The organism is Stenotrophomonas sp. Br8, assembly GCF_014763005.1.
Classification (GTDB): domain Bacteria; phylum Pseudomonadota; class Gammaproteobacteria; order Xanthomonadales; family Xanthomonadaceae; genus Stenotrophomonas; species Stenotrophomonas lactitubi.
Map to the genome: position 1 here is coordinate 1 of NZ_JACGTN010000002.1, position 23,083 is coordinate 23,083.

The following is a 23,083-nucleotide window of genomic DNA, read 5'->3' on the forward strand; positions in this document are numbered from 1 at the left end:
AGCCTGATGCCCGATGGCCCGTTCAAGGCATACGGTGACGTCCTGGCCGTGAAGGCCGAGGAAGTCGATGTGGGCGGCGTCAAGAAGCTGGCCCTGTTCGCGCAGATCGAGCCGACCCCCGCGCTGGTGGCGATGGTCAACAACGACAAGCAGAAGCTCTACACCAGCATCGAGATTGCCCCGAAGTTCGCCGACACCGGCAAGGCATACCTGCAGGGCCTGGCGGTTACCGACACCCCGGCAAGCCTGGGCACCGAAATGCTCGCCTTCGCGGCACAGCATCCGGATGCAAACCCGCTGGCCGGTCGCAAGATCGATGCCGACAACCTGTTCACTGCCGCCGAAGAGGCGCAGATCACCTTCGATGAAATCGAGCAGCCGGCACCGCGCAAGAACACTCTGGCCGTGCTGCTTTCGGGCTTTGGGCTGCTCGGAAAGCCAGCCGCCGCGCCCGAGCCGAAGGACGACGACACCGATACCGCCAAGTTCGGCCAGCAGTTGCTTGACGTTTTCGCCGCCCAGGACGACCGCATCGAGAAGCTCGCCGCAGAGAACCAAGGCCTGACCGCGAAGGTGCAGGCACTCTCCGCGCAGGTTGCATCCGTCCGCGAGACGCTCGACAGCACGCCCCAGACCTTCGCGCAGCGCCCACCGGTCGCTGGCCCCGGCGGCAGCAAGGCCGGCGACGCCACCGACTGCTGATCCCCTTCTGCCCCCACCTAACGGAGCACCCCTATGCGTACCGAAACCCGCACCCAATTCAGCCAGTTCACCCGGCGAGTTGCCGAACTGAACAACGTCGAGACCGCCAGCCTGGCGTTCTCGGTTGAACCGTCCGTGCAGCAGACCATGGAACAGCGCATCCAGCAGAGCAGCGCGTTCCTCTCTGCGATCAACATGCCCGGTGTGATCGACCTCAAGGGCGAGAAGATCGGCGTCGGCGTCAACGGCACCATCGCCGGCCGCACCGACACCAGCGGCGACGCCGAGCGCACCCCGGCCGATGTCACCGCACTGGACAGCTTCGGCTACGAGTGCGTGCAGACCGACTACGACACTGCAATCCCCTACGCACGCCTTGACGCCTGGGCGCGTCAGCCGAACTTCCAGACCTTCGTGCGCGATTCGATCATCCAGCGTCAGGCACTGGATCGCATCATGATCGGCTTCAACGGCACCAGCGTCGCCAAGACCACCAACCGGGCCACCAATCCGCTGCTGCAGGACGTCAACAAGGGCTGGCTGCAGAAGTACCGCGAGCATGCCGCCAAGCGCGTCATGGCGAAGGGCAAGACCGATGGCGTCGTGCAGATCGGCGGTACCGACAACGCGAAGCGGGACTATGCGAACCTCGATTCGCTGGTGATGGACGTGGTGTCCTCGCTGATCGAGCCGTGGCACCAACAGGATCCGGGCCTTGTCGTAGTGCTGGGCCGCGACCTGGTGTTCGACAAGTATTTCCCCATCATCGACAAGGACAACGCGCCCACCGAACAGCTGGCCGCTGACCTGGTGCTGGGCACCAAGCGCATCGGCGGCCTGCAGCCGGTCATCGTGCCCTTCATGCCAGCCAACGCGCTGATGGTCACCTCCCTGGACAACCTGTCGCTGTACTGGCAGATCGGCGGTCGCCGCCGCTACATTCAGGAACAGCCGCAGAAGAACCGCATCGCCAACTTCGAATCGTCCAACGACGACTACGTGGTCGAGGACTACGGCCGTGGCGCGGTGGTCGAGAACATCAAGGTCGGGGACTGAGCCAATGGCCGATAGCCCCGCCAAGCGCCACCTGCAGCGCGTCGCCGCCGAGGAAGCGGCGGCGCGCTCGGCCGGCAGCGCCCTGATGGAAGGAACCACCGAATACCAGCAGATGCTGCTGCAGCTCTCCCACGACCGCGCCCGCCTGAAACAGATCCAGTCCACCCAATCCAAGGCGGCGCTCAAGGTGGCCTTGCTCCCGACCTACGCGCCGTACGTCGAAGGCGTAGTGGCCGCCAATCAGGGCGGTGCTGACCTGGTGGTGTCCACCATCATGCTGTGGTGTCTGGACGCGGGCGAGTATTCCCAAGGGCTGGATCTGGCCGAGTACGTCCTGGCCCATGGCCTGCCGATGCCGGATGAGTTCAGCCGCACGGCTGGGTGCGTGGTTGCCGAAGAAATCGGCGTGGCCGCGCTCAATGCCCAGAAGACCGGCGCTGAGTTCGATCCGGCGGTGCTGACCCGTGCGATGGAACTGACCGAGGGCCAGGATATGCCCGATCAGGTCCGAGCCCGGCTGCTGCTGGCTCGCGCACGCGGCCTGCTTGCAACCGGCACCGAGGCGGCGCCGTTGGATGCTGAGGCTATGTCCACGGCGATTGATGATCTGCGCCGGGCCATCCAGTTGCACGACAGCTGCGGCGGCAAGGAAGACCTCAAGCGCGCCGAGCGCCTGCTGAGGAAGATCGAGGGTAATCAGTCCGACGACTGACCCTCACACCGAGCGTACCCCGCGACCCCGCCGGCTCGGGGCCGATCACCAGCATCTCTCCCTGGTGTGACGCCCCGACCACCGGCGACCTATCGAGGCAACCATGAGCAGCTTCACCGCCAACACGTCACCTGTCGCCAAACAGCAGCCTGTCACTGCCGGGCCGTTCTGGCCGGAGATCGACGTCGGCGTGCTGCGAGAGTCGGTGCGCGTCGCAGGCGATGTCCCTGCGCCGCGTATGCGGGCCACGGTGGTCATGGCGGTTATGTCCGTCACGCGGGAACTGGAACAGTGGCAGGCGGCCAAGGTGGCCGCCGGTTACGCCACCCTGGGCGATGTGCCGGCACAGGAGGTCGACGGCACATCACGCCTGGTCCAGCTGTATCTGCGCGCCGTGTACTGCGCCACGGCAGTGGAACTGCACGAACGCTACCGCTCCTATGACGCTACGGGCCAAGGTAACCAGCGTGCAGACGATCTGGCGCCCACGATCGATGAGATCCGCCGCGACCTACGCAACGCGATCAGCGACCTGCTGGGCACCCGGCGCGTCACAGTCGAGTTGATCTGATGCGCGTTCATGCCCAGCAAGGCGACACCATCGACCAGCTGTGCTGGCGTCACCTGGGCGCCACGGCGGGCATGACCGAACAGGTGTTCGCGCTCAATCCCGGCCTGTCCTTGCACGGGCCAATCCTTCCGATGGGGACGCCGGTAACGCTGCCGGCCCTCCCCCCATCCCATTTGATCGCCACCGAGCGACCGCTGATCCAGCTCTGGGACTGAAATGACCGAACCAACCTCCCTCACCGGCACCGTAATGGTCGCCACCGGCCTCGGCCTGGCCTCCCTGGTGCCCGGCATCGACGGCGACGCCCTGATTGGCGCCTTTGCCGGGGGCACGTTGTTCGTCGTCTCGGCCAAGGATCTGCCCATCTGGAAGCGCCTTGTGTACCTGATCGTCAGCGTGATCGCCGGATACTACGGCGCCGGCGAGGTACTGCGCTGGGTGCCGCTGCAGTCCACCGGCATGGCCGCCTTCGCCGCCGCAGCCTGCGGCATCACCGTCACGCTCGGCCTGATTGAGCGCGGCCGAACCTTCGACCTGTCCCGTATCCGTCGCGGAGGGCCACCCAGTGCATAACCTGCTTGTCGTCGCCACCCTGGTCAGCAGTCTCGCCATCTGCGTACTGCTGATTACCTACCGACCGGGACCGGATGCCCGGCACCGCATAGGCGTGTCGTGCTGTGCGTGGCTGCTGATCGCCTGTACCGGTGGCCTTGCCATCAACGTCGCATTGTTTGGCGCAGCCGCACACGTCAGCGTGTGGCAGCTGGGCCTGTTGCTTGTCCTACTGTTGGTGACCTACCGCGCCCGAGGCAACGTGGCGCGCATTCTGAGGGTCGAGTAGTGGTCACCGCCGAGCAACTGAGTCAGATCATGCAATGCCCGCTGCCGCGTGCGCAGCGCTGGGCGCCCGCGCTGAACGCGGCCATGGTGCGTTTCAGCATCACCACCAAGCGCCGTGCCGCGCACTTCCTCGCGCAGATCGGCCACGAAAGCCTGAGCCTGTCGCGGGTCGAAGAGAACCTCAGCTACAGCCGCAAGCGCCTGCCGGAAGTATTCGGCAAGCGCATCGCCGCCACCGAGCTCGACGCATTCGTCCACCAGCCGGAGAAGCTTGGCAACCGCGTGTATGCCGGCCGCAACGGCAACGGCAACGAGGCCAGCGGCGATGGCTACCTCTATCGTGGCCGCTGCCCCGTGCAGATCACCGGACGCGGCAACTACCGGCACATCGGCCAGCTGATCGGCCAGCCGCTGGAACAGCAGCCGCAGCTGCTGCTGGATGTGGAAGTGGGCGCCGCAGCCGCTGCCGCGTACTGGAAGGACGCCGGCCTGAACACTACCGCCGATGGCGGCGACGTGCTGGCGGTCAGCCGCCGCGTCAACCTCGGCTCGGTCACGTCCAAGGCCACGCCCGAAGGCATGGCCGACCGGATCAGCCGCACCAATCGCGCCTTGCAAGTCCTGGGGGCTGCGTGATCTCCCGACGCCTAGCGGCGATCCTGGCCGCGTTGCTGGTGATCGTGCTGCTGCTGGGCGTTGCGGTCGCGCTGGTGCAGCAGCGACGCATTGATGGCATCGGCCGTCAGCGCGACAACGCCGAGGCCGAGCGTGATGCGGCAAAACAGGAGCGCGATGCGCTCAGCGGCGACGCCAAAGTCGTCACGCGCTACGTCGACCGCGTGCAGTACGTGCGCGAAGCCGGCGCCACCATCGTCAAAGAGGTTCCCGTCTATGTCACGCCCGAAGCTGATCGCGCTTGCCTTGTGCCTGCTGGCTTTGTCCGCGTGCACGACGCAGCCGCCGAAAACCGCCCCTTGGCCGGACCTGCCGGAGATCCTGATGCGCCCGCCGCCGGCACTGCGCTCTCTACCGTCGCCAGCACCGTCACCGACAACTACACCACCTGCCACGCCATCCGCGAGCAGTTGATCGGCCTGCAGGACGCGGTGCGCCAGCGGCAGGCGTCCGGCCGTGATTAAGCCGGACTCGCTGCGCACGCACCTGCTGGCGGCCGTCCCCGGTCTGCAGGAAAGCGCCGAGCGCCTGCTGGTGTTCGTGGAGGATGGAAAGCTGCAAAGCAGCTACCAGCCCGGCCTGTCGTTCCAGTACCAATACACGCTGGCCCTGATCCTCACCGACTACGCCGGCAGCCCCGATTCGCTGATGCTGCCGGTGCTGCAGTGGCTAACCCGGCACCAGCCGGAACTGCTGGCCAATCCGGCCCGGCGCGACGATATAGGTTTCGATGTCGACGTACTCGCCGACAACCTGGTCGACGTCGCGCTCAAGCTGCCGCTGACCGAGCGCGTTGTGGTGACGCCGCAGCCCGATGGCTCGTTCCTGCTCACCCACGTGGGCGAACCCGCCACCGAGGACTATCACGCCGCGTCGCTGGCCGGCGGCCAGGTGGTCGACGCTGAGGGCGCGCTGGTCGCCTGCCTGCCTGGCATTCCCCTTGTCTGAGGATCTGCGCGCCTTGGAGCAGTGGGTAGAACCCCTGCTGGCGCGCCTGCAGCCCGCTGAGCGCGTCCGCCTTGCCCGCCGCGTAGGTACGCAGCTGCGACGCGCCGAGCAGCGCCGTATCGCTGCACAGCGCAATCCTGACGGCAGTGCCTACGCACCCCGTCGCAAGCCCTCTCCGGCCCGGCAGAAGGCGGGTCGCATCAAACGCGCGGCCATGTTCGCCAAGCTGCGCCAGGCCAAGCATCTGCGCGTGCGCGCTGATGCGCAGCAGGTATCGGTGGGCTTCGTCGGCCGCGTCTCCCGCATCGCAACCGTTCATCAGGAAGGCCGAACAGATAGCGTCATCCGCGGCGGCCCGCGCGTGCGCTACGAGCAGCGCCGCCTGCTGGGCTTCTCCGACAGCAGCCTCGCCCTGGTACGCGACGCGATCATGGACCACCTCACCGCCGGAATGGCGTAGGCGTAGCGGTTACACACGCCGGGAATGGTTACGGGCATGGGGCGATGACACCCTTGATACGCCCCTGCGCCTGGTGTCGCCATGTCCACCTTTACCGCTGTCGAATTGTCCAAGCTGCCCGTCCCGGACCTGACCGAACAGGTCAGCTTTGAGCAGTCCTACGCCGATCTGAAAGCCACCCTGTACCTGCTGGCGCCTGAGTACGCCACGCTGCTGGAATCGGACCCGATGAGCGTGCTGCTGCAGGTCTGCGCGTACCGCGAAGTCCACCTGCGGGAATCGTTCAACGTGCGCGGCAAAGGCAACATGTTGGCCTATGCCGGCGGCGCTGATCTGGACAACCTCGGCGCCTTCTTCGGCGTGGTGCGCCAACAGATCACGCCTGCCGATCCCAAGACCAATACCCCGGCTGTGATGGAGAGCGACGTCGAACTGCGGCGCCGCATCCAGCTCGCCCCGGAGGGCTACAGCGTCGCTGGCCCGGAGGGCGCCTACCTCTTCCATGCGTTGTCGGCAGATCCAGACGTGCTTGATGTGAGCGCAATGAGTCCCACCCCCGGCGAGGTGCTGGTGACGCTGCTCTCGCGCAGTGGTGATGGCGTTCCCCCGTCCGGCCTGGTCGAGCGCGTAGCCGCTGCCCTGATGGATGGCAACGTGCGCCCGCTGACTGACCTCGTCACTGTCCGGGCCGCCGAGATCATGCGCTACACCGTGAAGGCGGAGATCGTCACCTACGCCGGCCCGGATGCCGCCGTTGTGCTGGAAGAGGCGAACCGCCGGCTGCGCGCCTACGTGGATGAGTCGCACCGGCTGGGCCGTGACGTACCGCGCTCGGGCCTCTATGCCTCGCTGCATGTTGAGGGCGTTCAGCGGGTGAACCTGATCGAACCGGTGGATGACCTGTTCATCGCCAATCACCAAGCCGCGCACTGCACCGCCTTCGACATCGTGCACGTGGGTGACCATGAATAAGCGCATCACCAAGCGGCTGACCGATGAGCCAGTCGGGATCGGCGATGGCGCGCGCACTGTGTTCGCACCGACGTTCCTGGGCAAACCCACACGCCTTGCCACAGAGGTAACGTCGATCTATCGCCGCGACTGGCGTGGCCGGCAGCGGCTGTCGCGCGAGCCCCGCCACAACCTGCTGGCCGACTCCGACGTTCTGGCGGCCAAGGTCGGCAGAATTGGCACCACCGGCGCCTTCCCACCTGGCTGGTCCTTCCCACCCGGCCCGTTCGGCGGCTGGACCCGCGAAATTGTTGCTGTCGGAACGCTGGAGGACGGCACCCCCTACTTCGATCTGCGCCTGGCAGGCAAGAGCGTCGCATCCTACGTTCGATTCTTTGATGTGATCTTCCAGACCACACCACTTCCGGCTGCACGGGGCAGCATCTGGACGGTAAGCGTTGGTCTGCAGATCGTCGCCGGTGACCCGGAGGCAGGCTTCCGTGAGCCGCTGCGCCAACTGGTATTGGCTGAGTGCGATCGGAACGGTCAGTACCTGGTCAGCAGCACCAGCACCAAGCCCAATCCGGCCACGCTGCAGCGCCTTTCCGTCACCCGAAAGCTGAGCCACGAGGACGTGGCCGGCATCAAGTGCTACATCGGAATGGCAGTCGACCCGGATAGCAGCGTTGACGTGACGTTGCGCATATCCCAGCCGCAACTGGAACCCACCAGCGGCCCAACGCCGTACATTCCCACGCGCGGCGGCGCGCGTACCGTCACCGACTATGTGCTGGACGAGCGCAAGCAGATCCACCTGGGCGAGGCGCCGCCAATTGGGGCGACACTGGCGTGGGACGGCAGCGTCGGTGTTGACGTGGGCACCAGCCTGCTGCCGCCAAACGCCACCGCGTTGGAACGAACCGCCGAGGCGGTCACCGCGCGCAGCTTCGACATCGGCACAGTCGTCGGGCTGCTCTGGAACCCCGCAACCTGCCCCGAGAACCTGCTGCCATGGTTGGCATGGACGATGTCCGTGGACACATGGCGCAACAGCTGGCCGCTGGCGGTGAAGCGCGCCCGCGTCGCCAACTCGCTGATCGTGCAGCGCCGTAAGGGCACTGCGCGCAGCATCGCGGACGTGGTGGACAGCTTCGGTGGCGTGGTCGACATCACCGAGTGGTGGCAGACAACGCCACGCGGCACCCCACACACATTCGCGCTGACGCTGACCCTTGGCGGCCAGGACGGCGAAACCACCACCGCGCAGTACGTCGATGACGTCATTGCCGAGGTGAACTTCACCAAGCCGGTACGCAGCCACTTCACCTTCACCCAAGGCATCAACCTGGCCGGTCGCGTGGGCGTCATCGCGGCCACCCGAGCCGCTGTGTTTGTCCGCCTTCAAGCTACGGAAGCCACCACTCCATGACCGGCCTCAGATTCATCGTTACCCGCCGTGGCCGCGAGGCCATCGTCAACGCCGAGCAGAACGGCACCGCCCCGGTGCTGGCCCACTCTCTGGGCCTCACCGCCGAAGTGGTCGAGGCGCACCGCGAAATGCAATCACTGCCCGGTGAACACACCCGGCTGCAGTCGATCAGGGGAGGGGCCACGGCGCGGGACACGATCCACGTCACGGCCCGCGATGCCACCGATGCCACGTACTCGGTACGCGGCATCGGTCTGTACCTGGCCGATGGGACGCTGTTGGCGGTCTACGGCCAGCCGGCCGTGCTGGCGGAGAAGTCGACGCAGGCGGTTCTGCTGCTCGCCGCCGATATCCAGTTCGCCGACATCGCAGCCACCGATATCACCTTCGGCGACACCAACTTCGACCTCAACGTGGGCACCGAGGAAAAGGCCGGTGTGCTGGAGTTGGCCACCCCGACTGAAACAGCTACCGGCACCGACGCGACGCGCGCCGTCCATTCGAAAGGCCTGCGCGAACTGCTCGACGCGCGGTTCGGCCCTGGCGCGCCCACCGCGCTCGCCAAGAAGCTGATCGCTACCGCAACGGAAAGCGCTGTACGCCAGCTGTTGGGCCTGAAAGGAGCGTCGCTCAAAGACGATGGCGAGGGCAACGGCTTGGATGCTGACCTGCTGGACGGCAAGCACGGTGCACACTACCTCGCTTGGGAGAACCTCACCGGCGTGCCTGCCAGCGCCTACATGCCCGGCCAGGTGATTACCTTCGCCGGCAAGACCGCGCCCTCGGGCACGCTGGTGTGTGACGGTCGTGAACTGCTACGCACGGACTACCCACGCCTCTTCGCGGCCATCGGCACCACCTACGGCGGCAATGCCGAGGGAACCACGTTCAAGCTGCCCAAGGTCGATGAGGACAGCGGCGTCATCCATACCGGCGATCCTGCCAAGGTCGGCCAGAGCAGCGCCGGCTCAGTGATTGCGCACACACACAGCGCGAGCGCGAGCGCAGCCGGCGCTCATGCTCACTCTGCCGGTGCCGATGCGGTGGGCGATCACGCTCACGGCGCCTGGACGGATGGTCAGGGCCACCACGGCCATACGGGCGGCACCAACTGGGTCGGTGACCATCAGCATCTGGTCCCGTTCGCAGACGCCGGCATCGCCTATCCGTGGGGCGGCGACTACAACAACCATGCTGGTTCACGCGGCAATGTCGACTACGACAACCCTTGGCCGAACACCAGCCCTGCCGGCGGCCACTCTCATGCCTATTCAACCGATGGCAACGGCACGCACGCCCACAACATCGGCATGAATGGTGCCGGTAGCCACAGCCACACCATCAACGTTGCAGGCGTTGGCGATCACTCACACGCCATCACCGTGGGTAGCACCGGCTCGGCCCGCAACCTGCCCGCCGGCATCCGGATGCTGTTCTGCATCGCCTTCTGAGAGAGAACCATGCAACTGAAAACCGACCACGAAATCTATGGCCACTCGTTCGATGCGTTGACCGGTCTGTACGTACTGCCAATTCGGATCTACCCGGAAGCGGACGGCAGTTGCCCGCTTCCCAACAACACGGTTGATTTTCCGCCAGTGGAGCAGGCCGGCGCCCATCAGGCGTGGCGGATCAATGCTGAGCGCACGGCATGGGAGACGGTCGCCGACTTCCGGGGCGTGATGCTGTGGGACAAGAACACGGGCGTACCCGCGCCCAACCAACTCGCCTTGGGGGAACTGCCCCCGCCAAGCGTGACCATCCAGCGACCGCAGCCTATCGAGCCGGGCGAGCCGCTGGCGAACCGCTGGAACGATGCGCTCGATGCGTGGGAGCTGGTGCCCGACTACACCCAGACCCCGATCTGGGACAAGGCAACCGGCTTCTACCTGCCGCAGTTGGCCGTGGGCGAGCCGCTGCCGGCCACGGCGACTGCGCTGGCACCACCGCGCGACCACACCGGGCCGTGGCGCTACAGCGAGACTCAGGGCGGTTGGGAGAGCGTGCCGACGCCAGAGCCGATTGAACCCGCCCCGGTACCGCCGGAGTCCGCCACCGATCCTGCGGCGGGCTGACCGCCATGGCGCGCGGCGACATTCCAGCCGAGGTCAGCAACATGCTCCGCTGGGGCACGGTGATTGCCGTGCGCACCACAGCGCCAGCACGCGTCCGCGTCCAGACGGGCGAGATCCAAACCGACTGGATCGCCTGGCTGGAACGCAGGGCCGGGCCGAACGGCCGCACCTGGCACGCGCCAGGCAAAGGCGAGCAGGTGCTGCTGGCTTGCCCCGATGGGGACATCTCACAGGCGGTCATCATCGGCAGCACGTCACAGGACGCGTACCCGCAGCCGGCCAGCAGCGAGGACGTCGACCGCACAACCTATCCCGACGGGAGCGTTGTCGAGTTCAACCACGCAACCTCGACCCTGTCGGTCCATGCCGGCAAGGGCCAGGTCATCGTGAACTGCCAGCAGGCCGAGGTGCATGCGAGCGCGGCGGTGGTGCTGGATTCGCCCACGGTGCACGCCACCGGCAGCGTCATGGCGGATGGCAACGTGTCCGCCGGCACCGGCGCTACGGGCACCTTCACTACCGGCACGGGCCAGGTCGTGAGCGTGGAACGCGGCAGCGTCACCAACATCTACTGAGGCACCCATGAACCCACAAGGCTCCCTCCCCTTCAACGCCGAGACATTCGACCGCCTGGCGGACCAGATCAACGCGGTGCAGTCCTGCGCCGAACTGCAGGGCCTCACCGACGAAGCCATGCAGTCGGCCAACGCGCTGCTCGCCGGCATCGGCGCGCAGATGGCGGCGCTACAGCCGATGATGGCGCTGCTCAGCCCGCCGAGCGTCAACCCTGCGCAGATCGTTACGTGGATCACCAGCTTCATCTCGACCTTCCTGCAGCCGTACGTGAAGCCTATGCTGGTGCTTCCGCTGCAGATCGCCCAGATAACCGCGGCTATCGCCAAACTGCAGGCTGCGATTGATGCGGCCGCTTCGCGCATCGGCTCCTGCAGCATCGAGATGCCGTCCGTCACCGTCCCCGATCTACCCAAGCTGCCAGAGGTTCCTGAGCTGCCGTCCGTAGAACCGCCGAATCTTTCCGGCTCGTAGCCCGCAGGTGTTTGCGTAGCTGATACACGCCAACGGGAGCGCCTTCGGCGAAGGCCGTCCACAGAATGAGGTCATGGCTTCGACCTCGCCCCATCTGCCCCGCCTGCGCCGTCGCGCTCCCTTGTGGAGCGCGGTGCAATGAGGGGCATGGATGCATCCACTGGCCGCTGGCTGGACGATGACGCGCACCTGGTGCAGTCCATCGCTCGCATCCTGACCACGCCCATTGGCACACGGGTGCAGCGCCGCGACTTCGGATCGCTCCTGCCCGAGCTGGTCGACCAGCCATTCAACAGCACCACACAGCTGCGCCTGTATGGCGCCGCTGCCACGGCGCTCATGCGCTGGGAACCTCGCCTGCAGATCAAGCAGCTGTCGCTGTCACGCGGCGAACGGCCGGGCGCGTTCGTGCTCGATGTCACCTGCCGTCGCGTGCGCAGCCAGCAGTCCAACGAGTTCACCCGGCTGACTGTCCCCCTCCGCTACCGCGAAACCTGACCCAAGGAGCCAGCAATGGACCAGTACCACCACGGCGTACGCGTCGTCGAAGTAAACGGCGGCACCCGCCCGATCCGCACGGTGGCCACCGCCATCCTGGGCATCGTCTGCACGGCCGAGGACGCCGACGCATCCGTATTCCCGCTCAACAAGGCCGTGCTGCTGACCGACGTACGCGGCGCCGTCGCCAAGGCCGGCACCAAGGGCACGCTGGCTGCCAGCCTGCGCGGCATCGCTGACCAGTCCAATCCCGTTGCCGTGGTCGTGCGTGTCGCTGAGGGTGCGGCAGATCCGGAGACGACCACGAACGTCATCGGCAGCAAGGACACCGGCACCTACACCGGCCTGCAGGCGCTGCTGGTGGCCGAGGCGCAGCTGGGCGTCAAACCGCGCATCCTGGCCGTGCCGGGGCTGGATACGCAGGAAGTAGTCGCTGCGCTGGCCCCCATCGCCAAGACGCTGCGCGCCATGGCCTACGTCAGCGCGTCGGCCGCCGGCAAGGTGTCCGATGTCATCGTCTACCGCGATCAGTTCAGCGAGCGCGAACTGATGATGATCTGGCCAGACTTCCTCGCCTGGGACACCATCACCAGCACCCCGGCGATGGCCTACGCGACCGCCCGCGCCGCTGGCCTGCGCGCACGCATCGATCAGGAACAGGGCTGGCACAAGTCGATCTCCAACGTTCCCGTTTCGGGCGTTACCGGCATCAGCCGCGACGTGCATTGGGATCTGCAAGACCCCAACACTGACGCCGGCCTGCTCAACTCCAAGGACGTGACCACTCTGGTCAACGTCAACGGCTACCGCTTCTGGGGCAACCGCACCCTGAGCAGCGATCCGCTGTTCGCCTTCGAAACGGCCACGCGCACCGCGCACATCCTGGCCGACACCATCGCGGAGGCGATGCTGGTCTACATGGACAAGCCGCTGCACCCCAGCCAGGTCAAGGACATCTTGGAGAGCATCAACGCCAAGTTCCGCGAGCTGAAGAACGGCGGCTACATCATCGACGCCAACGCCTGGTACGACGAAGCCGCCAACCTGCCCACGTCCCTGTCGGGCGGAAAGCTGGTCATCGATTACGACTTCACCCCGGTGCCCCCGCTGGAAAACCTGCAGCTGAACCAGCGCATCACCGACCGCTACTTCGCCGACTTCCCGAGCCGCATCAACGGCTGATCGGCACGACATAGGAATCCACGAACATGGCAATGCCCAGCAAGCTGAAAAACCTCAACCTGTTCAACGATGGCGAGAGCTACCGGGGTCTGGTGACCGAGTTCAAGCTGCCCACGCTGACCCGCAAGATGGAGGAATACCGTGCTGGTGGCATGGCTGGTCCCATCGACATCGACATGGGCCAGGAAAAGATCGAGGCCGAGTGGAAGTGCGGTGGCCTCTCCCGAGAGGTGTTGCGCCAGTACGGCAAGACCACGCACAACGGCGTGCAGCTTCGCTTTGCCGGCGCCTACCAGCGCGACGATACCGGCGAGGTGGATGCGGTGGAGATCGTGCTGCGCGGTCGCCACAGCGAGATCGACGCCGGCACCGGTAAGGCCGGCGACGACACGGAGTTCAGCGTGAAAACCTCCGCCAGCTACTACAAGCTGTCGATCAACGGCCGCACGGAAATCGAGATCGACATGGTCGCCATGATTTTCATCGTCGACGGCAACGATCTGCTGCAGGAACAGCGCCGCGCCATCGGCATCTGATCCGCCCACCACGGCCCGGCACTGCCGGGCCTTGCTTCCCACTGGAGAGACTATGAGCCGCAAGACCCCCGACAACGCCCTGCTGGACACCACCACCGGCAAGGTCAACGCCCCCGACTACGTCACGTTCGAACTGGATGCGCCCATCCATCGCGGCGATCAGGTCATCGAGAAGCTGCAGCTGCGCAAGCCCGATGCCGGCACCCTGCGCGGCGTGAAGCTGGTCGACCTGCTGCAGCTGGATACCACCGCCATCCGCATGCTCGCACCACGCATCACCACCCCCAGCCTGACCACCGCGGACGTCGACAAGCTGGACCCCGCCGACCTGGTCACGCTCGGTACCGAGATCGCCAGTTTTTTCATGAAGAAGGCGGACCGGGAATCCCTGAACGCGTAGAGGATGCGATGGCCGATGTGGCCGTCATCTTCCACTTCCAGCCCAGCGAGATGGACCGCTGGACCGTGACCGAGTTGATGGAATGGCGGGAGCGAGCCGTCGAACGTAGTGGAAACAACACATGATCCCCACCAGCGCAGCCCTCTCCCCGTCCACCCGCCGTGATCGTTCGGCGGCCCGCACCGAGGGGCTGCGCTGATGGCCGCTGACAACCTGCGCATGCAGGTCATCCTGTCCGCAATGGATAAGGCGACCGCGCCGTTCCGCAAGATCCAGCGCGGCGGCAAGGGGCTTGCCGACCAGCTGCTGCAGTCACGCGATGCGCTGCGCAAACTCAATGCAACCCAACGCGATCTGGGCGCCTTCCGCCAGCAGGTAGCTGCATCGCGTGAATCGGCTACTGCCTACGCCGCACAGCAGGCCAAGGTGCGCGGACTGGCTGCCGCCGTCGCCGCTGCCACGCAGCCCTCCCGCGCACTGACCAAGCAGTTCAAGGACGCCACCCGCGTCGCCGGACTGATGAAGGACAAGCAGCAACAGCAGGCGGCAGAGTTGCAGCGCCTGCGCAGCGGTCTGGACCGCGCCGGTATCAGCACGCGCAACCTTGGCAACGATGAGCGTCGCCTGCGTGCGGACATTGCCCGTACCAACGAGAGCATCAAGCGGCAGGAGACACGCCTCGCCGCCGCCAATCGGCTGAAGGAGCGCGCAGCCCAGCTGCAGAGCGCCGGCATCGGCATGGTCGGCACCGGTGCCGGATTGGCATTCGGCGGCCAACGTGCCCTGATGGCCGGGGCGCTGCCGCTGTCTGAGGCCATGAGCTTTGAATCGGCCATGGCCGATGTCCGCAAGGTGGTGGACTTCGACACGCCCGAGCAGTTCAAGGAAATGGGTCGGGAGGTGCAGAACCTCTCGACCAAGCTGCCGATGGTGTCGACCGACATTGCCAAGATCGTTGCCGCTGCCGGTCAGGCCGGCATCGCCAAGGCCGAGCTGGTCAGGTTCGCCGAGGACGCGGCCAAGATGGGCGTTGCCTTCGACACCACCGCCGAGGACGCCGGCCAAACCATGGCGACCTGGCGCACTGCGTTCCGCATGGGGCAGGACGATGTCGTCGTGCTGGCCGACAAGATCAACTACCTGGGCAACACCGGCCCCGCCAGCGTCCAGAAGATCAGCGAAGTGGTGAACCGAATCGGCGCGCTCGGCGAGGTCGCCGGCCTCGGCAGCGGGCCGCTGGCCGCGCTGGGCGCGACGGTTGCCGGTATGGGCATCGAGTCCGAGGTGTCGGCCACCGGCATCAAGAACATGCTGCTCACGCTGTCGTCGGGCGAGGCCGCCACCTCGCGGCAGGTCGCTGCGTTCAGCAAGTTGGGCATCAAAGCCACCGATATGGCGCAGGCCATGCAGAAGGATGCCGGCGGCGCCATCCTGAGCGTGCTCGACAAGCTGAAACTGCTGCCCAAGCATGAGCAGGCGGCGACGATGACGACGCTGTTCGGGCGCGAATCCATCGGCGCGATCGCTCCGCTGCTGACGAACCTCGACCTGCTGAAAACCAACTTTGACAAGGTCACCGATGCCACCCAATACAGTGGCTCGATGTCGGCCGAATACGCCTCACGCGTGGCGACGTCTGAGAATGCGCTGCAGCTGCTGAAAAACGCCGTGAACGTAACCGGCCAGGCCATCGGCGAGACGCTGCTGAGCGACTTCAAGGCGCTGGCCGAACAAACCGCCGAAGTGGTGAAGACCGTGATCGACTGGATTCGGGAGAACCCCGAGCTGGTGAAGATGCTCGCCAAGGCGGCCATCGTCGGCGCCGCCCTGGTCACCGTCTTCGGTGCGTTGATGGTTACCGCTGGCGTGGTGGCGATGTCGTTCTCACAGATCAGTGCTGCCATGGCGCTGCTGTCCTCTGGCGGCGGCATGGGCGGCTTGGTTACGCGCGTAACGTCGCTGGCCGGCCGCGCGTTCCCGATGCTACTCAACGTGGGACGCATGCTGCTGCCGCTGCTCGGCGGCATCAGCCTGCCGGTGCTGGCCATCGGCGCCGCCGTGGCCGTGGTCGCTGCCCTGGTGTGGAAGTATTGGGAACCGATCAAGGCGTTCATGATCGGCGTATGGGAAGGCATCCTCGACGTGGTCAATCCGATCATGGACGAACTGATGACCGCGCTGGAGCCACTGGGCCCGGTGTGGGACATGATCTCCAATGCCATGAGCCAGGCTTGGGATTGGGTCAAAAAGCTGTTCGAACCCTTTGAGGCCACCAGCGAGCAGCTGCAGGGCGCCACTGACGCCGGCCGAGGCTTCGGCCAGATCCTGGGCAACGTGCTGACTGTGAACCTGCGGCTGGCTGTGAAGGCCATCGGCTGGCTGGTCGACGCGTTCACCACCATCCTGCCCGTCATCAAGAACGCCATCGGGGGCGCGTGGAAGTATCTGCAGGGCGCATGGGATCTGATCGTGGGCCTGTTCACCCTTGACGGCGATCTGATCCGCAACGGCTTGTCGTCCATGTGGGACGGCATCAATCAGATCCTGGTGGGCTGGCCCGCCAAGATGCTGCAGTCCGGCAAGGACATGATCTCTGGCCTGATCGACGGCATCCGCTCGATGGCCGGTTCCGTGGGCGATATCGTCAGCAACATCGGCAGCGGCGCCGTCTCCGCGTTCAAGAGCGTGCTGGGCATCCACAGCCCCTCGCGCGTGTTCAAACAGCTGGGCGACTACACCATGCAGGGCTTGGCCGGCGGTCTCGACGGCGGCCAAGATCGCGCTGTGCAGTCCGTGGTGGGGCTCGGCGACCGTATGAAGCGTGCCGGCGCTGGGATGGCGATGGCGGCCGCTGTGACGCCCGTGGTGCCTGTCAGCAGCGCGCCGGTCATGGCGCCGTCTGCCGGCGGCGCGGGCATGACGCAGGCCAGTGGCAACACCTATCACATCACCATCCAAGCCGGTGCCGGCGCCGATGCGCAGGCCATTGCGCAGGCCGTCCGCGCCGAACTGGATCGCCGCGACCGCGAAGCGGGTTCACGGCGCAACGCCCGCCTTACTGACTGAGCACTGCCACCATGATGATGTCCCTGGGCACGTTCGTTTTCTCGCTCTCCACCGCCGCCTACCAGCAGCTGCAACGCCAGATGTCATGGCGCCACCCAACCAGCGAGCGCGTGGGCGCGCGTGCGGCCCGGCAGTACGTTGGCCCCGGCGAAGAGACCATCGACCTGTCCGGTGTGATCCACGCCGAGCTGGCCGACGATCTGCTCACGCTGGATGTGCTGCGGGAGCTGGCCGCCGAGGGCCGCCCGCTGGCGCTGGTGGAGGGCAACGGCATGGTCTATGGCGCCTACGTCATCCTCTCGATCAACGAAGGTCGGACAGAGTTCTTTTCCGATGGCACGCCGCGCCGCATTGATTTCCAGCTGCAGCTGGCGCGTACCGACGATGACACGGAGGAAGCGGCAGCATGAGCGCCTTCTACCCGATTCCGCAGTGGCGCGCGACCCTGGACGGTGTCGACATTACCGACCGGCTCGCGCCGCGCCTGCTGGATCTGAGCCTGACCGAAAGCCGGGGCGATGAGGCCGACCAGGTTGACCTGCGCCTGCATGACCATGACGGACGCCTGGCGCTGCCGCGTCGCGGTGTGACATTGGCGCTGGCATTCGGCTGGGCTGACAGCGGCATGGTCAACAAGGGCACGTTCGTGGTCGATGAGGCTGAACACAGCGGCCCGCCCGACATCATCACCATTCGCGCCCGCAGCGCGGATCTGACGCACTCGATCCGCACGCGCCGCGAGCGCAGCTGGCATGACACCACGCTCGGGGCAGTGCTGCGCGCCTTGGCCGGGGAACACTCGCTGAAAGCAGCCATAGCGCCTGCGCTCGATAGCGTGGCGTTACCGCATCTGGATCAGGCAAACGAAAGCGACGTGAACCTGCTCACGCGGCTTGGCAAGCGATTCGATGCCGTGGCGACCATCAAGGCCGGTACTCTGATCTTCAAGCCCATCGATGGCACTACGACCGGTGACGGCATCAGCCTGCCGGTGCAGAAGCTGACACGCGCATCGGGGGATTCGCACCGGTACGCCGTGGTCGACCGCGATGCGGTGACCGGCGTGCGTGCCTACTGGGGTGATCGCGGCGCGGCGCGGCGCAAGGCCGTGCTGGTGGGCACCGACAAGAACGAGAAGAAGCTGCAGGCTACCTACGCCAGCGAGAGCGAGGCGCGGCAACATGCGACGGCGGAGTTGCAGCGGTTGGCACGGGGTACAGCGACACTATCGTTCAAGTTGGCGCTAGGCCGTGCCGATCTTTATCCCGGTCAGACGGTGAATGTCGCGGGCATCAAGCCCGAGATCGACGGCACGGACTGGCTGGTGGTGAAGGCGACGCACACCATTGATGGCGGCGCCGGCTTTACGACGTCCCTTGAACTTGAACGCGGGGCAACGGCGTAGGCGCCTGTCGCGTTTGCCTCTACAGGCGCCCTTGCCCCGGTCGATATTTTGACCAACAGCCAGTATCAGTTGCCCGATATTTAGCTCGAGCGTTTCCGGCCGCCCTTGTTGCGCGAACCGATCTGGAAGCTGACATCGCCCTGGGTCACCGTGCCCGCATTGACCTGGCCGGAATTATTACCACCCACCATCGGCGCCGCACCGGCTTCGGCGTGCTTTGCAGCAGCCTCCTTCGGCGCCGTCAGCATCAGTCGCACCGCAAAGCGCATTTCAGGCGATGCCGCCCGGAAGCGCGCCAGCATCTCGCCGTCTTCGTCGTCCAGTTCGGTTGGGAATCCGGTCAGCACATACCCGATATCAACGCCCAGCGCGGCCAGTTCATGCAGGTAAGCGGCGGTCGGTGAGTTGACGCCCGTCTCGTAGCGCATCTGCGTGTTCTTGTTCTTGCCGGCGCGCGAGCCCATTTCCTCTTGGCTCAGGTCCAGGCGCTCACGTTCGGCACGCAGTCGTGCGCCCACGCCGAGCTTAGGATCTTCAGTGAGTGACATTTTTCGAACTCTCCATGTTGACTGGCGCGCGTTTTCGCACTATCGTTGCCCCAAGTACACAATAATCACACTTTGGTGCCCGATATGTCCAAACCTGTCCTAAAAACCGCACCCCAGGTGCGAGAGGAACTCGACCGGCAGGGCATCTCCATCGCCGAGTTCGCCCGCACCCACAACCTCGACAAGCGCGCCACGTGGCTGGTGCTGTCCGGTCGCAACAAGGGTCGGCGTGGCGAAGCGCACAAGGCCGCCGTAGTGCTGGGCATCAAGGCCGGCACTATCGATCCCGCGTCGAACTGAGGGCCGGTCATGTCTTCGTACAGCGCACGCAGGAAGGTGGTCTTCCGCTGCCCCTTCTGCCATTCCCCGTTGGTGAAGCGCACCAGCCACCTGAGCCATGACCACCTCCGGCACGACTCGTTCAACTGCACCAACCCGGTCTGTTCTGCCGCGTTCACCGGCCACACCGAACTGACCGGCGTTGCCAGTCCCAGCGGCCTGCCCGATGCACGGCCGACTGATCTTCCCCCAAGCCCCGCATATGCCCGCGAGATCGCCCAGCGCGCTCACCGCATGCAGCACAGCGGCAACCAACCCGATCTGCTGGACGCATTGCCGCTCCCCGCCGACCACTGAGGAAATAAACCATGGCTGTTCTTGAACTGGCGATGCTCTCGCCAATGGCGAAGCTTTGCCTGCAATCCACCATCCGTCATGGCGGGTTGGTGGTTGGCGCACGCGGCTACACGGGCCGTCAGGCCGAGGCCGGCGACGCCTTCACTGCTGCGCCCGTGTGGCAGTTGATGGCCTTGGGCCTTGTGCGCTGCGCCCCCGGCAATGACCGCCTGCTGGAAGCGACTGATCGCGGTATCGAGTTGAACGACTGCGGCGTGGTCGAAATCAAGAACCCGCCCGAGGGGCTGGGCCTAATCGACGCCGAGACCGACCAGGGCGAGACATCCCCATGAGCCAGCGCGACGCATGGTCGACCGCACAGGTGCCCTTCCTCGTCCCAGGCCCTGCCGGGTACGTGCCTACCGATCCTGCCAAGAAGGCAGAGGACGCCGCCACGCTGGCCGCGCGGGTAGCCGCGTTCCGCAAGGCAGGCGGCAAGGTCGAAGTCATCACCGAACCCACCTACCGCCCGCAGAAAAGCAGCAAGCGCCGCAGCGCGAAGGCCTGAACCGATCATGCAAGAAGACATCCGCCAGCAAGTTCTGCGGCGCATCGAGCGGGACTACGGCCTCAAGCACCGTCCCAGCACGGAATACATGCGCGGCGGCAAGTGCCCCGCCTGTGGTCAGAAGGAGCTTTACACCAGCTTCCAGAATCCGTGGGTGCTGCGCTGTGGGCGACAGGCCAAGTGCGGGCATGAGGTCAGCGTCAAGGATGTCTACGACGATCTGTTCGATGACTGGTCAAAGCGCCACGAACGCACGGAGACGGCGCCGCACGCTGCGGCGGACGCCTACCTGCGGTACTCGCGCGGCTTCGATCTGACCGCGCTCCGTGGCCTCTACACACAGGAGAGCTACTTCGACCGCAAGTCCAGGGAAGGCACCGCGACGGTACGGTTCCCGCTGACCAAGGGCGGCTATTGGGAGCGCCTGATCGACCGCGCTCACCGCTTCGGCAAGCAGAAAGCGCGCTTCATGCCGGGCCAGAGCTATGCGGGTGCCTGGTGGATCGCCCCCGCTGCGGCCGACATGCTGCCGACCGCGCGTGAGGTCTGGATCACCGAGGGCATCTTCGACGCTATTTCGCTCCTGCAGCATGGCATTGCGGCTGCATCGGGTATGTCCAGCAACGGCTACCCCGAGGAATCGCTGCGCGCCCTGCGCGACCAGCGCGGCGGCAAGCTGCCGGTGCTGGTATGGGCCTACGACAACGAGCCAACAGCACGTGATTACGTGCGCAAGCATGCACGCCGGGCCCAGTCGCTGGGCTTCAAGAGCCGTGCAGCACTGATCCCGCAGAAGCCGGGCAAGAAGACCGACTGGAACGACCTGCATCTGCGCGCGTCGACCATCAACGATGCCGACGCACGCCAGGCTCAGTGGGATGCCGACATCGCGGAGGCGCGCTATCACGGCGACGTGCTGCTGGCGAAGTCCGCCATCGAGAAGGGCCTGCTGATGTATGCCCACACGCAGCGCCGCGAGTTCCACCTTGAACACCGCTCGCGCCTGTTCTGGTTCAGCTTCGACAGCGTGAAGTTCGACAAGCTGTGCCAGGAGCGCGCCAAACGTAAGGAAGACCCGGACGAGGAACTGGACGCCGACGAGGCCGAGAAGATCCGCCGGGCCTGCTGCAGCGTGGAAGAAATCGCCAACTGCTATCCAGAGGCGCTCTACTTCCAGAGCCATGAGGTGACCGACGAAAGCTGGTACTTCTTCCGCGTCAGCTTCCCGCACGATGCGCCGCCCGTAAAGGGCACCTTTACCGGTGCGCAGGTCGCAAGCGCCAGCGAGTTCAAGAAGCGCCTCATCAGCATGGCCCAGGGCGCGGTGTTCACCGGCACCGGCCACCAGCTGGATTGCATCATCCGCGACGTGCTGTATGACATCACCAAGGTCCAGACCATCGACTTCGTGGGCTACAGCGAGGATCACAAGTCCTACATCCTCGGCGACGTGGCGGTGCGCGACGGCGAACTGAGCATCGCCAATGCAGAGGACTACTTCGAGTTCAAGAACCTGCGTGTGAAATCCACGCAGAAGTCGATCCGACTGGACATTCAGCGCGACCCCGAGAAGCAGCGCAACGACTGGCTGGCGTGGCTGTGGATGTGCTTCGGCACCCACGGCATGATCGCGCTCACGTTCTGGTTCGGCTCGCTGTACGCCAACCAGATCCGCAGCGCGCACAAGTCGTTCCCCTTCTTGGAAGCGACCGGCGAGGCGGGCGCCGGCAAGACCACGCTGCTGACCTTCCTGTGGAAGCTGCTCGGCCGCAGCGATTACGAAGGCTTCGACCCGGCGAAGTCATCCAAGGCCGGCCGCGCCCGCGCCATGGGCCAGATTTCCGGCATGCCGGTAGTGCTGCTGGAGGCCGACCGCAGCGATGCCGATCGATCGCACGCCAAGTCGTTTGAATGGGATGAACTGAAGGATTACTACGGCGGCGGCACCCTCGCCACGCGCGGCGTGCGCAATGGCGGCAACGACACCTACGAGCCCCCATTCCGGGGCACCATTGTCATCAGCCAGAACGCCGCCGTGGACGCCAGCGAGGCAATCCTGACGCGTATCGTCAAGCTGCACTTCCGCAAGCCGCAGGTCACCACTGAAAGCCGCATCGCAGCCGACAACCTCAACGCCCTGCAGGTGGAGGAACTGAGCCACTTCCTGATCCGCGCCGTCCGCGCCGAAAGCCAGGTCATGGAGAAGTTCGGCGAGCGCGTGCGCTTCTACGAGGGCAAGCTGCGCGAGCGCGGGGAGCTACGCATGGAGCGCGTCATCAAGAACCATGCGCAGATGCTGGCGCTGTTCGACGCCCTGCGCCTGGTCATGGAGATCCCCGAGGATATGGTGGTCGCCACGCGCGAAGCGCTGGTTGCGGCCGCACTGGAGCGCCAGAGCGCGGTCAGCGCCGATAACGCCCTGGTCACCGAGTTCTGGGAGGTCTACGAGTATCTGGAAACCACCAACGGCGGCATGCCGGTGGTGAACCACTCGCGCGATCCATCGCGGATCGCCATCAACCTCAACGAGTTCGCCGCCAAGGCAGCGCACCATTCGCAGCAGCTGGCAGACCTCAAGGTGCTGCGTACGCTGCTGCGTGACTCGCGCCGGCATAAGTGCCTGGACACGAACGTCGCCGTGAACAGCGCTATCCGTCAGGGCACCATGGGTGCCGCCGCCACGGTCAAATGCTGGGTGTTCAAGGCATGAACACCCTAACCGTTCGCCAATCCCCAACGCGTGCGCGCCAAGTCAACAGTGGCCTGTGCCAGCGCCATGAACTGCGGGTCGTCCCCCGC

General features: G+C 65.6%; 31 protein-coding genes. 30 read left to right on the top strand and 1 reads right to left on the bottom strand.

The genetic code is table 11. From position 1 onward, the window contains the following. The 25 genes from H3005_RS01095 to H3005_RS01215 all read left to right on the top strand — a co-directional run. Nucleotides 1-702: GPO family capsid scaffolding protein (locus H3005_RS01095; protein ID WP_191077425.1), on the top strand; the 702-nt coding region annotated here is incomplete at its 5' end. A gap of 33 nt (nucleotides 703-735) precedes the next feature. After that, nucleotides 736-1,758, top strand: coding sequence for a phage major capsid protein, P2 family (locus H3005_RS01100; protein WP_191077426.1), 1,023 nt, complete (start codon nucleotides 736-738; stop codon nucleotides 1,756-1,758). 4 nt (nucleotides 1,759-1,762) lie between these two features. After that, on the top strand, nucleotides 1,763-2,470 hold the full coding sequence (gene gpM / locus H3005_RS01105; RefSeq protein ID WP_191077427.1) for a phage terminase small subunit: 708 nt from the start codon (nucleotides 1,763-1,765) through the stop codon (nucleotides 2,468-2,470). A 103-nt stretch (nucleotides 2,471-2,573) separates the two neighbouring features. Next, the gene (locus H3005_RS01110) at nucleotides 2,574-3,041 is read left to right on the top strand and encodes a head completion/stabilization protein (protein ID WP_032975096.1); all 468 of its coding nucleotides are present in this window, start codon (nucleotides 2,574-2,576) and stop codon (nucleotides 3,039-3,041) included. After that, entirely contained in the window at nucleotides 3,041-3,256 is a 216-nt protein-coding gene (locus tag H3005_RS01115) for a tail protein X (protein WP_032975097.1), read from the top strand. Before H3005_RS01110 ends, H3005_RS01115 begins: the two co-directional genes overlap by 1 nt. A gap of 1 nt (nucleotide 3,257) precedes the next feature. Continuing rightward, nucleotides 3,258-3,614: a putative holin gene (locus H3005_RS01120; RefSeq protein ID WP_032975098.1), complete on the top strand. Its 357-nt coding sequence runs from the start codon at nucleotides 3,258-3,260 to the stop codon at nucleotides 3,612-3,614. Then, nucleotides 3,607-3,882, top strand: a complete 276-nt coding sequence (locus H3005_RS01125; protein WP_032975099.1) for a phage holin family protein — start codon at nucleotides 3,607-3,609, stop codon at nucleotides 3,880-3,882. Before H3005_RS01120 ends, H3005_RS01125 begins: the two co-directional genes overlap by 8 nt. Continuing rightward, nucleotides 3,882-4,517 (top strand): glycoside hydrolase family 19 protein, encoded by a 636-nt coding sequence (locus H3005_RS01130; protein ID WP_180882465.1) that lies wholly within the window; start codon nucleotides 3,882-3,884, stop codon nucleotides 4,515-4,517. Before H3005_RS01125 ends, H3005_RS01130 begins: the two co-directional genes overlap by 1 nt. Before the next feature lie 20 nt (nucleotides 4,518-4,537). Further along, nucleotides 4,538-5,020, top strand: a complete 483-nt coding sequence (locus H3005_RS01135) for a hypothetical protein (RefSeq protein WP_191077448.1) — start codon at nucleotides 4,538-4,540, stop codon at nucleotides 5,018-5,020. Next, entirely contained in the window at nucleotides 5,013-5,504 is a 492-nt protein-coding gene (locus tag H3005_RS01140) for a phage tail protein (protein WP_119006666.1), read from the top strand. The genes H3005_RS01135 and H3005_RS01140 overlap by 8 nt, the downstream gene beginning before the upstream one ends. Next, the gene (locus tag H3005_RS01145) at nucleotides 5,497-5,964 is read left to right on the top strand and encodes a phage virion morphogenesis protein (RefSeq protein ID WP_191077428.1); all 468 of its coding nucleotides are present in this window, start codon (nucleotides 5,497-5,499) and stop codon (nucleotides 5,962-5,964) included. The genes H3005_RS01140 and H3005_RS01145 overlap by 8 nt, the downstream gene beginning before the upstream one ends. An 81-nt stretch (nucleotides 5,965-6,045) precedes the next feature. Beyond that, nucleotides 6,046-6,936 carry a baseplate J/gp47 family protein gene (locus H3005_RS01150; RefSeq protein WP_191077429.1) on the top strand — a complete coding sequence of 297 codons (891 nt, stop codon included), beginning with the start codon at nucleotides 6,046-6,048 and terminating at the stop codon, nucleotides 6,934-6,936. Nucleotides 6,937-7,789: 853 nt separating this feature from the next. Next, nucleotides 7,790-8,344 (top strand): phage tail protein I, encoded by a 555-nt coding sequence (locus tag H3005_RS01155; protein WP_032975207.1) that lies wholly within the window; start codon nucleotides 7,790-7,792, stop codon nucleotides 8,342-8,344. A gap of 74 nt (nucleotides 8,345-8,418) precedes the next feature. Continuing rightward, nucleotides 8,419-9,795: a phage tail protein gene (locus tag H3005_RS01160; protein ID WP_331273724.1), complete on the top strand. Its 1,377-nt coding sequence runs from the start codon at nucleotides 8,419-8,421 to the stop codon at nucleotides 9,793-9,795. Nucleotides 9,796-9,804: 9 nt separating this feature from the next. Continuing rightward, nucleotides 9,805-10,419 (top strand): hypothetical protein, encoded by a 615-nt coding sequence (locus H3005_RS01165; RefSeq protein ID WP_191077431.1) that lies wholly within the window; start codon nucleotides 9,805-9,807, stop codon nucleotides 10,417-10,419. A gap of 5 nt (nucleotides 10,420-10,424) precedes the next feature. Continuing rightward, on the top strand, nucleotides 10,425-10,994 hold the full coding sequence (locus tag H3005_RS01170; RefSeq protein WP_119006672.1) for a phage baseplate assembly protein V: 570 nt from the start codon (nucleotides 10,425-10,427) through the stop codon (nucleotides 10,992-10,994). A gap of 7 nt (nucleotides 10,995-11,001) precedes the next feature. Continuing rightward, nucleotides 11,002-11,466 carry a hypothetical protein gene (locus tag H3005_RS01175; protein ID WP_191077432.1) on the top strand — a complete coding sequence of 155 codons (465 nt, stop codon included), beginning with the start codon at nucleotides 11,002-11,004 and terminating at the stop codon, nucleotides 11,464-11,466. Nucleotides 11,467-11,604: 138 nt separating this feature from the next. Further along, nucleotides 11,605-11,964, top strand: a complete 360-nt coding sequence (locus H3005_RS01180) for a GPW/gp25 family protein (protein WP_032975107.1) — start codon at nucleotides 11,605-11,607, stop codon at nucleotides 11,962-11,964. 15 nt (nucleotides 11,965-11,979) lie between these two features. After that, nucleotides 11,980-13,146 carry a phage tail sheath protein gene (locus tag H3005_RS01185; protein ID WP_191077433.1) on the top strand — a complete coding sequence of 389 codons (1,167 nt, stop codon included), beginning with the start codon at nucleotides 11,980-11,982 and terminating at the stop codon, nucleotides 13,144-13,146. Nucleotides 13,147-13,172: 26 nt separating this feature from the next. Next, a complete protein-coding gene (locus H3005_RS01190; RefSeq protein WP_032975109.1) occupies nucleotides 13,173-13,682 on the top strand; it encodes a phage major tail tube protein in 510 nt (169 codons plus the stop codon). Between the two features lie 52 nt (nucleotides 13,683-13,734). Continuing rightward, the gene (locus H3005_RS01195; RefSeq protein ID WP_191077434.1) at nucleotides 13,735-14,082 is read left to right on the top strand and encodes a phage tail assembly protein; all 348 of its coding nucleotides are present in this window, start codon (nucleotides 13,735-13,737) and stop codon (nucleotides 14,080-14,082) included. An 8-nt stretch (nucleotides 14,083-14,090) separates the two neighbouring features. Beyond that, nucleotides 14,091-14,207, top strand: a complete 117-nt coding sequence (locus H3005_RS01200) for a GpE family phage tail protein (protein ID WP_081794530.1) — start codon at nucleotides 14,091-14,093, stop codon at nucleotides 14,205-14,207. Nucleotides 14,208-14,277: 70 nt separating this feature from the next. Beyond that, nucleotides 14,278-17,148: a phage tail tape measure protein gene (locus H3005_RS01205; RefSeq protein WP_191077450.1), complete on the top strand. Its 2,871-nt coding sequence runs from the start codon at nucleotides 14,278-14,280 to the stop codon at nucleotides 17,146-17,148. Between the two features lie 11 nt (nucleotides 17,149-17,159). Beyond that, on the top strand, nucleotides 17,160-17,558 hold the full coding sequence (locus H3005_RS01210; protein WP_191077435.1) for a phage tail protein: 399 nt from the start codon (nucleotides 17,160-17,162) through the stop codon (nucleotides 17,556-17,558). Then, complete coding sequence (locus H3005_RS01215; protein ID WP_032975111.1) at nucleotides 17,555-18,553, top strand: phage late control D family protein; 999 nt, start codon at nucleotides 17,555-17,557, stop codon at nucleotides 18,551-18,553. Before H3005_RS01210 ends, H3005_RS01215 begins: the two co-directional genes overlap by 4 nt. An 80-nt stretch (nucleotides 18,554-18,633) precedes the next feature. Here H3005_RS01215 and H3005_RS01220 read toward each other — a convergent pair whose 3' ends face one another. Beyond that, nucleotides 18,634-19,101, bottom strand: a complete 468-nt coding sequence (locus H3005_RS01220; RefSeq protein ID WP_191077436.1) for a helix-turn-helix domain-containing protein — start codon at nucleotides 19,099-19,101, stop codon at nucleotides 18,634-18,636. Between the two features lie 84 nt (nucleotides 19,102-19,185). On the opposite strand from H3005_RS01220, the gene H3005_RS01225 reads away from it, so the two are divergent. The 5 genes from H3005_RS01225 to H3005_RS01245 are packed head-to-tail and all read left to right on the top strand — an operon-like array spanning nucleotide 19,186 to nucleotide 22,994. Continuing rightward, on the top strand, nucleotides 19,186-19,401 hold the full coding sequence (locus H3005_RS01225) for a DNA-binding protein (RefSeq protein ID WP_191077437.1): 216 nt from the start codon (nucleotides 19,186-19,188) through the stop codon (nucleotides 19,399-19,401). A 9-nt stretch (nucleotides 19,402-19,410) separates the two neighbouring features. Continuing rightward, the gene (locus H3005_RS01230) at nucleotides 19,411-19,737 is read left to right on the top strand and encodes an ogr/Delta-like zinc finger family protein (RefSeq protein ID WP_191077438.1); all 327 of its coding nucleotides are present in this window, start codon (nucleotides 19,411-19,413) and stop codon (nucleotides 19,735-19,737) included. 11 nt (nucleotides 19,738-19,748) lie between these two features. Continuing rightward, nucleotides 19,749-20,069, top strand: coding sequence for a hypothetical protein (locus tag H3005_RS01235; protein WP_191077439.1), 321 nt, complete (start codon nucleotides 19,749-19,751; stop codon nucleotides 20,067-20,069). Further along, nucleotides 20,066-20,284 (top strand): hypothetical protein, encoded by a 219-nt coding sequence (locus H3005_RS01240; RefSeq protein WP_032975115.1) that lies wholly within the window; start codon nucleotides 20,066-20,068, stop codon nucleotides 20,282-20,284. Before H3005_RS01235 ends, H3005_RS01240 begins: the two co-directional genes overlap by 4 nt. Nucleotides 20,285-20,291: 7 nt before the next feature. After that, nucleotides 20,292-22,994, top strand: coding sequence for a toprim domain-containing protein (locus tag H3005_RS01245; protein WP_191077440.1), 2,703 nt, complete (start codon nucleotides 20,292-20,294; stop codon nucleotides 22,992-22,994). Nucleotides 22,995-23,083 lie beyond the last annotated feature (89 nt).

Coding starts and splice junctions, on each gene's coding strand:
- H3005_RS01100 (WP_191077426.1), top strand. CDS start 736: ATGCGTACCGAAACCCGCACCCAATTCAGCCAGTTCACCCGGCGAGTT.
- gpM (WP_191077427.1), top strand. CDS start 1,763: ATGGCCGATAGCCCCGCCAAGCGCCACCTGCAGCGCGTCGCCGCCGAG.
- H3005_RS01110 (WP_032975096.1), top strand. CDS start 2,574: ATGAGCAGCTTCACCGCCAACACGTCACCTGTCGCCAAACAGCAGCCT.
- H3005_RS01115 (WP_032975097.1), top strand. CDS start 3,041: ATGCGCGTTCATGCCCAGCAAGGCGACACCATCGACCAGCTGTGCTGG.
- H3005_RS01120 (WP_032975098.1), top strand. CDS start 3,258: ATGACCGAACCAACCTCCCTCACCGGCACCGTAATGGTCGCCACCGGC.
- H3005_RS01150 (WP_191077429.1), top strand. CDS start 6,046: ATGTCCACCTTTACCGCTGTCGAATTGTCCAAGCTGCCCGTCCCGGAC.
- H3005_RS01165 (WP_191077431.1), top strand. CDS start 9,805: ATGCAACTGAAAACCGACCACGAAATCTATGGCCACTCGTTCGATGCG.
- H3005_RS01170 (WP_119006672.1), top strand. CDS start 10,425: ATGGCGCGCGGCGACATTCCAGCCGAGGTCAGCAACATGCTCCGCTGG.
- H3005_RS01175 (WP_191077432.1), top strand. CDS start 11,002: ATGAACCCACAAGGCTCCCTCCCCTTCAACGCCGAGACATTCGACCGC.
- H3005_RS01180 (WP_032975107.1), top strand. CDS start 11,605: ATGAGGGGCATGGATGCATCCACTGGCCGCTGGCTGGACGATGACGCG.
- H3005_RS01185 (WP_191077433.1), top strand. CDS start 11,980: ATGGACCAGTACCACCACGGCGTACGCGTCGTCGAAGTAAACGGCGGC.
- H3005_RS01190 (WP_032975109.1), top strand. CDS start 13,173: ATGGCAATGCCCAGCAAGCTGAAAAACCTCAACCTGTTCAACGATGGC.
- H3005_RS01195 (WP_191077434.1), top strand. CDS start 13,735: ATGAGCCGCAAGACCCCCGACAACGCCCTGCTGGACACCACCACCGGC.
- H3005_RS01200 (WP_081794530.1), top strand. CDS start 14,091: ATGGCCGATGTGGCCGTCATCTTCCACTTCCAGCCCAGCGAGATGGAC.
- H3005_RS01210 (WP_191077435.1), top strand. CDS start 17,160: ATGATGATGTCCCTGGGCACGTTCGTTTTCTCGCTCTCCACCGCCGCC.
- H3005_RS01215 (WP_032975111.1), top strand. CDS start 17,555: ATGAGCGCCTTCTACCCGATTCCGCAGTGGCGCGCGACCCTGGACGGT.
- H3005_RS01220 (WP_191077436.1), bottom strand. CDS start 19,101: ATGTCACTCACTGAAGATCCTAAGCTCGGCGTGGGCGCACGACTGCGT.
- H3005_RS01225 (WP_191077437.1), top strand. CDS start 19,186: ATGTCCAAACCTGTCCTAAAAACCGCACCCCAGGTGCGAGAGGAACTC.
- H3005_RS01230 (WP_191077438.1), top strand. CDS start 19,411: ATGTCTTCGTACAGCGCACGCAGGAAGGTGGTCTTCCGCTGCCCCTTC.
- H3005_RS01235 (WP_191077439.1), top strand. CDS start 19,749: ATGGCTGTTCTTGAACTGGCGATGCTCTCGCCAATGGCGAAGCTTTGC.
- H3005_RS01240 (WP_032975115.1), top strand. CDS start 20,066: ATGAGCCAGCGCGACGCATGGTCGACCGCACAGGTGCCCTTCCTCGTC.
- H3005_RS01245 (WP_191077440.1), top strand. CDS start 20,292: ATGCAAGAAGACATCCGCCAGCAAGTTCTGCGGCGCATCGAGCGGGAC.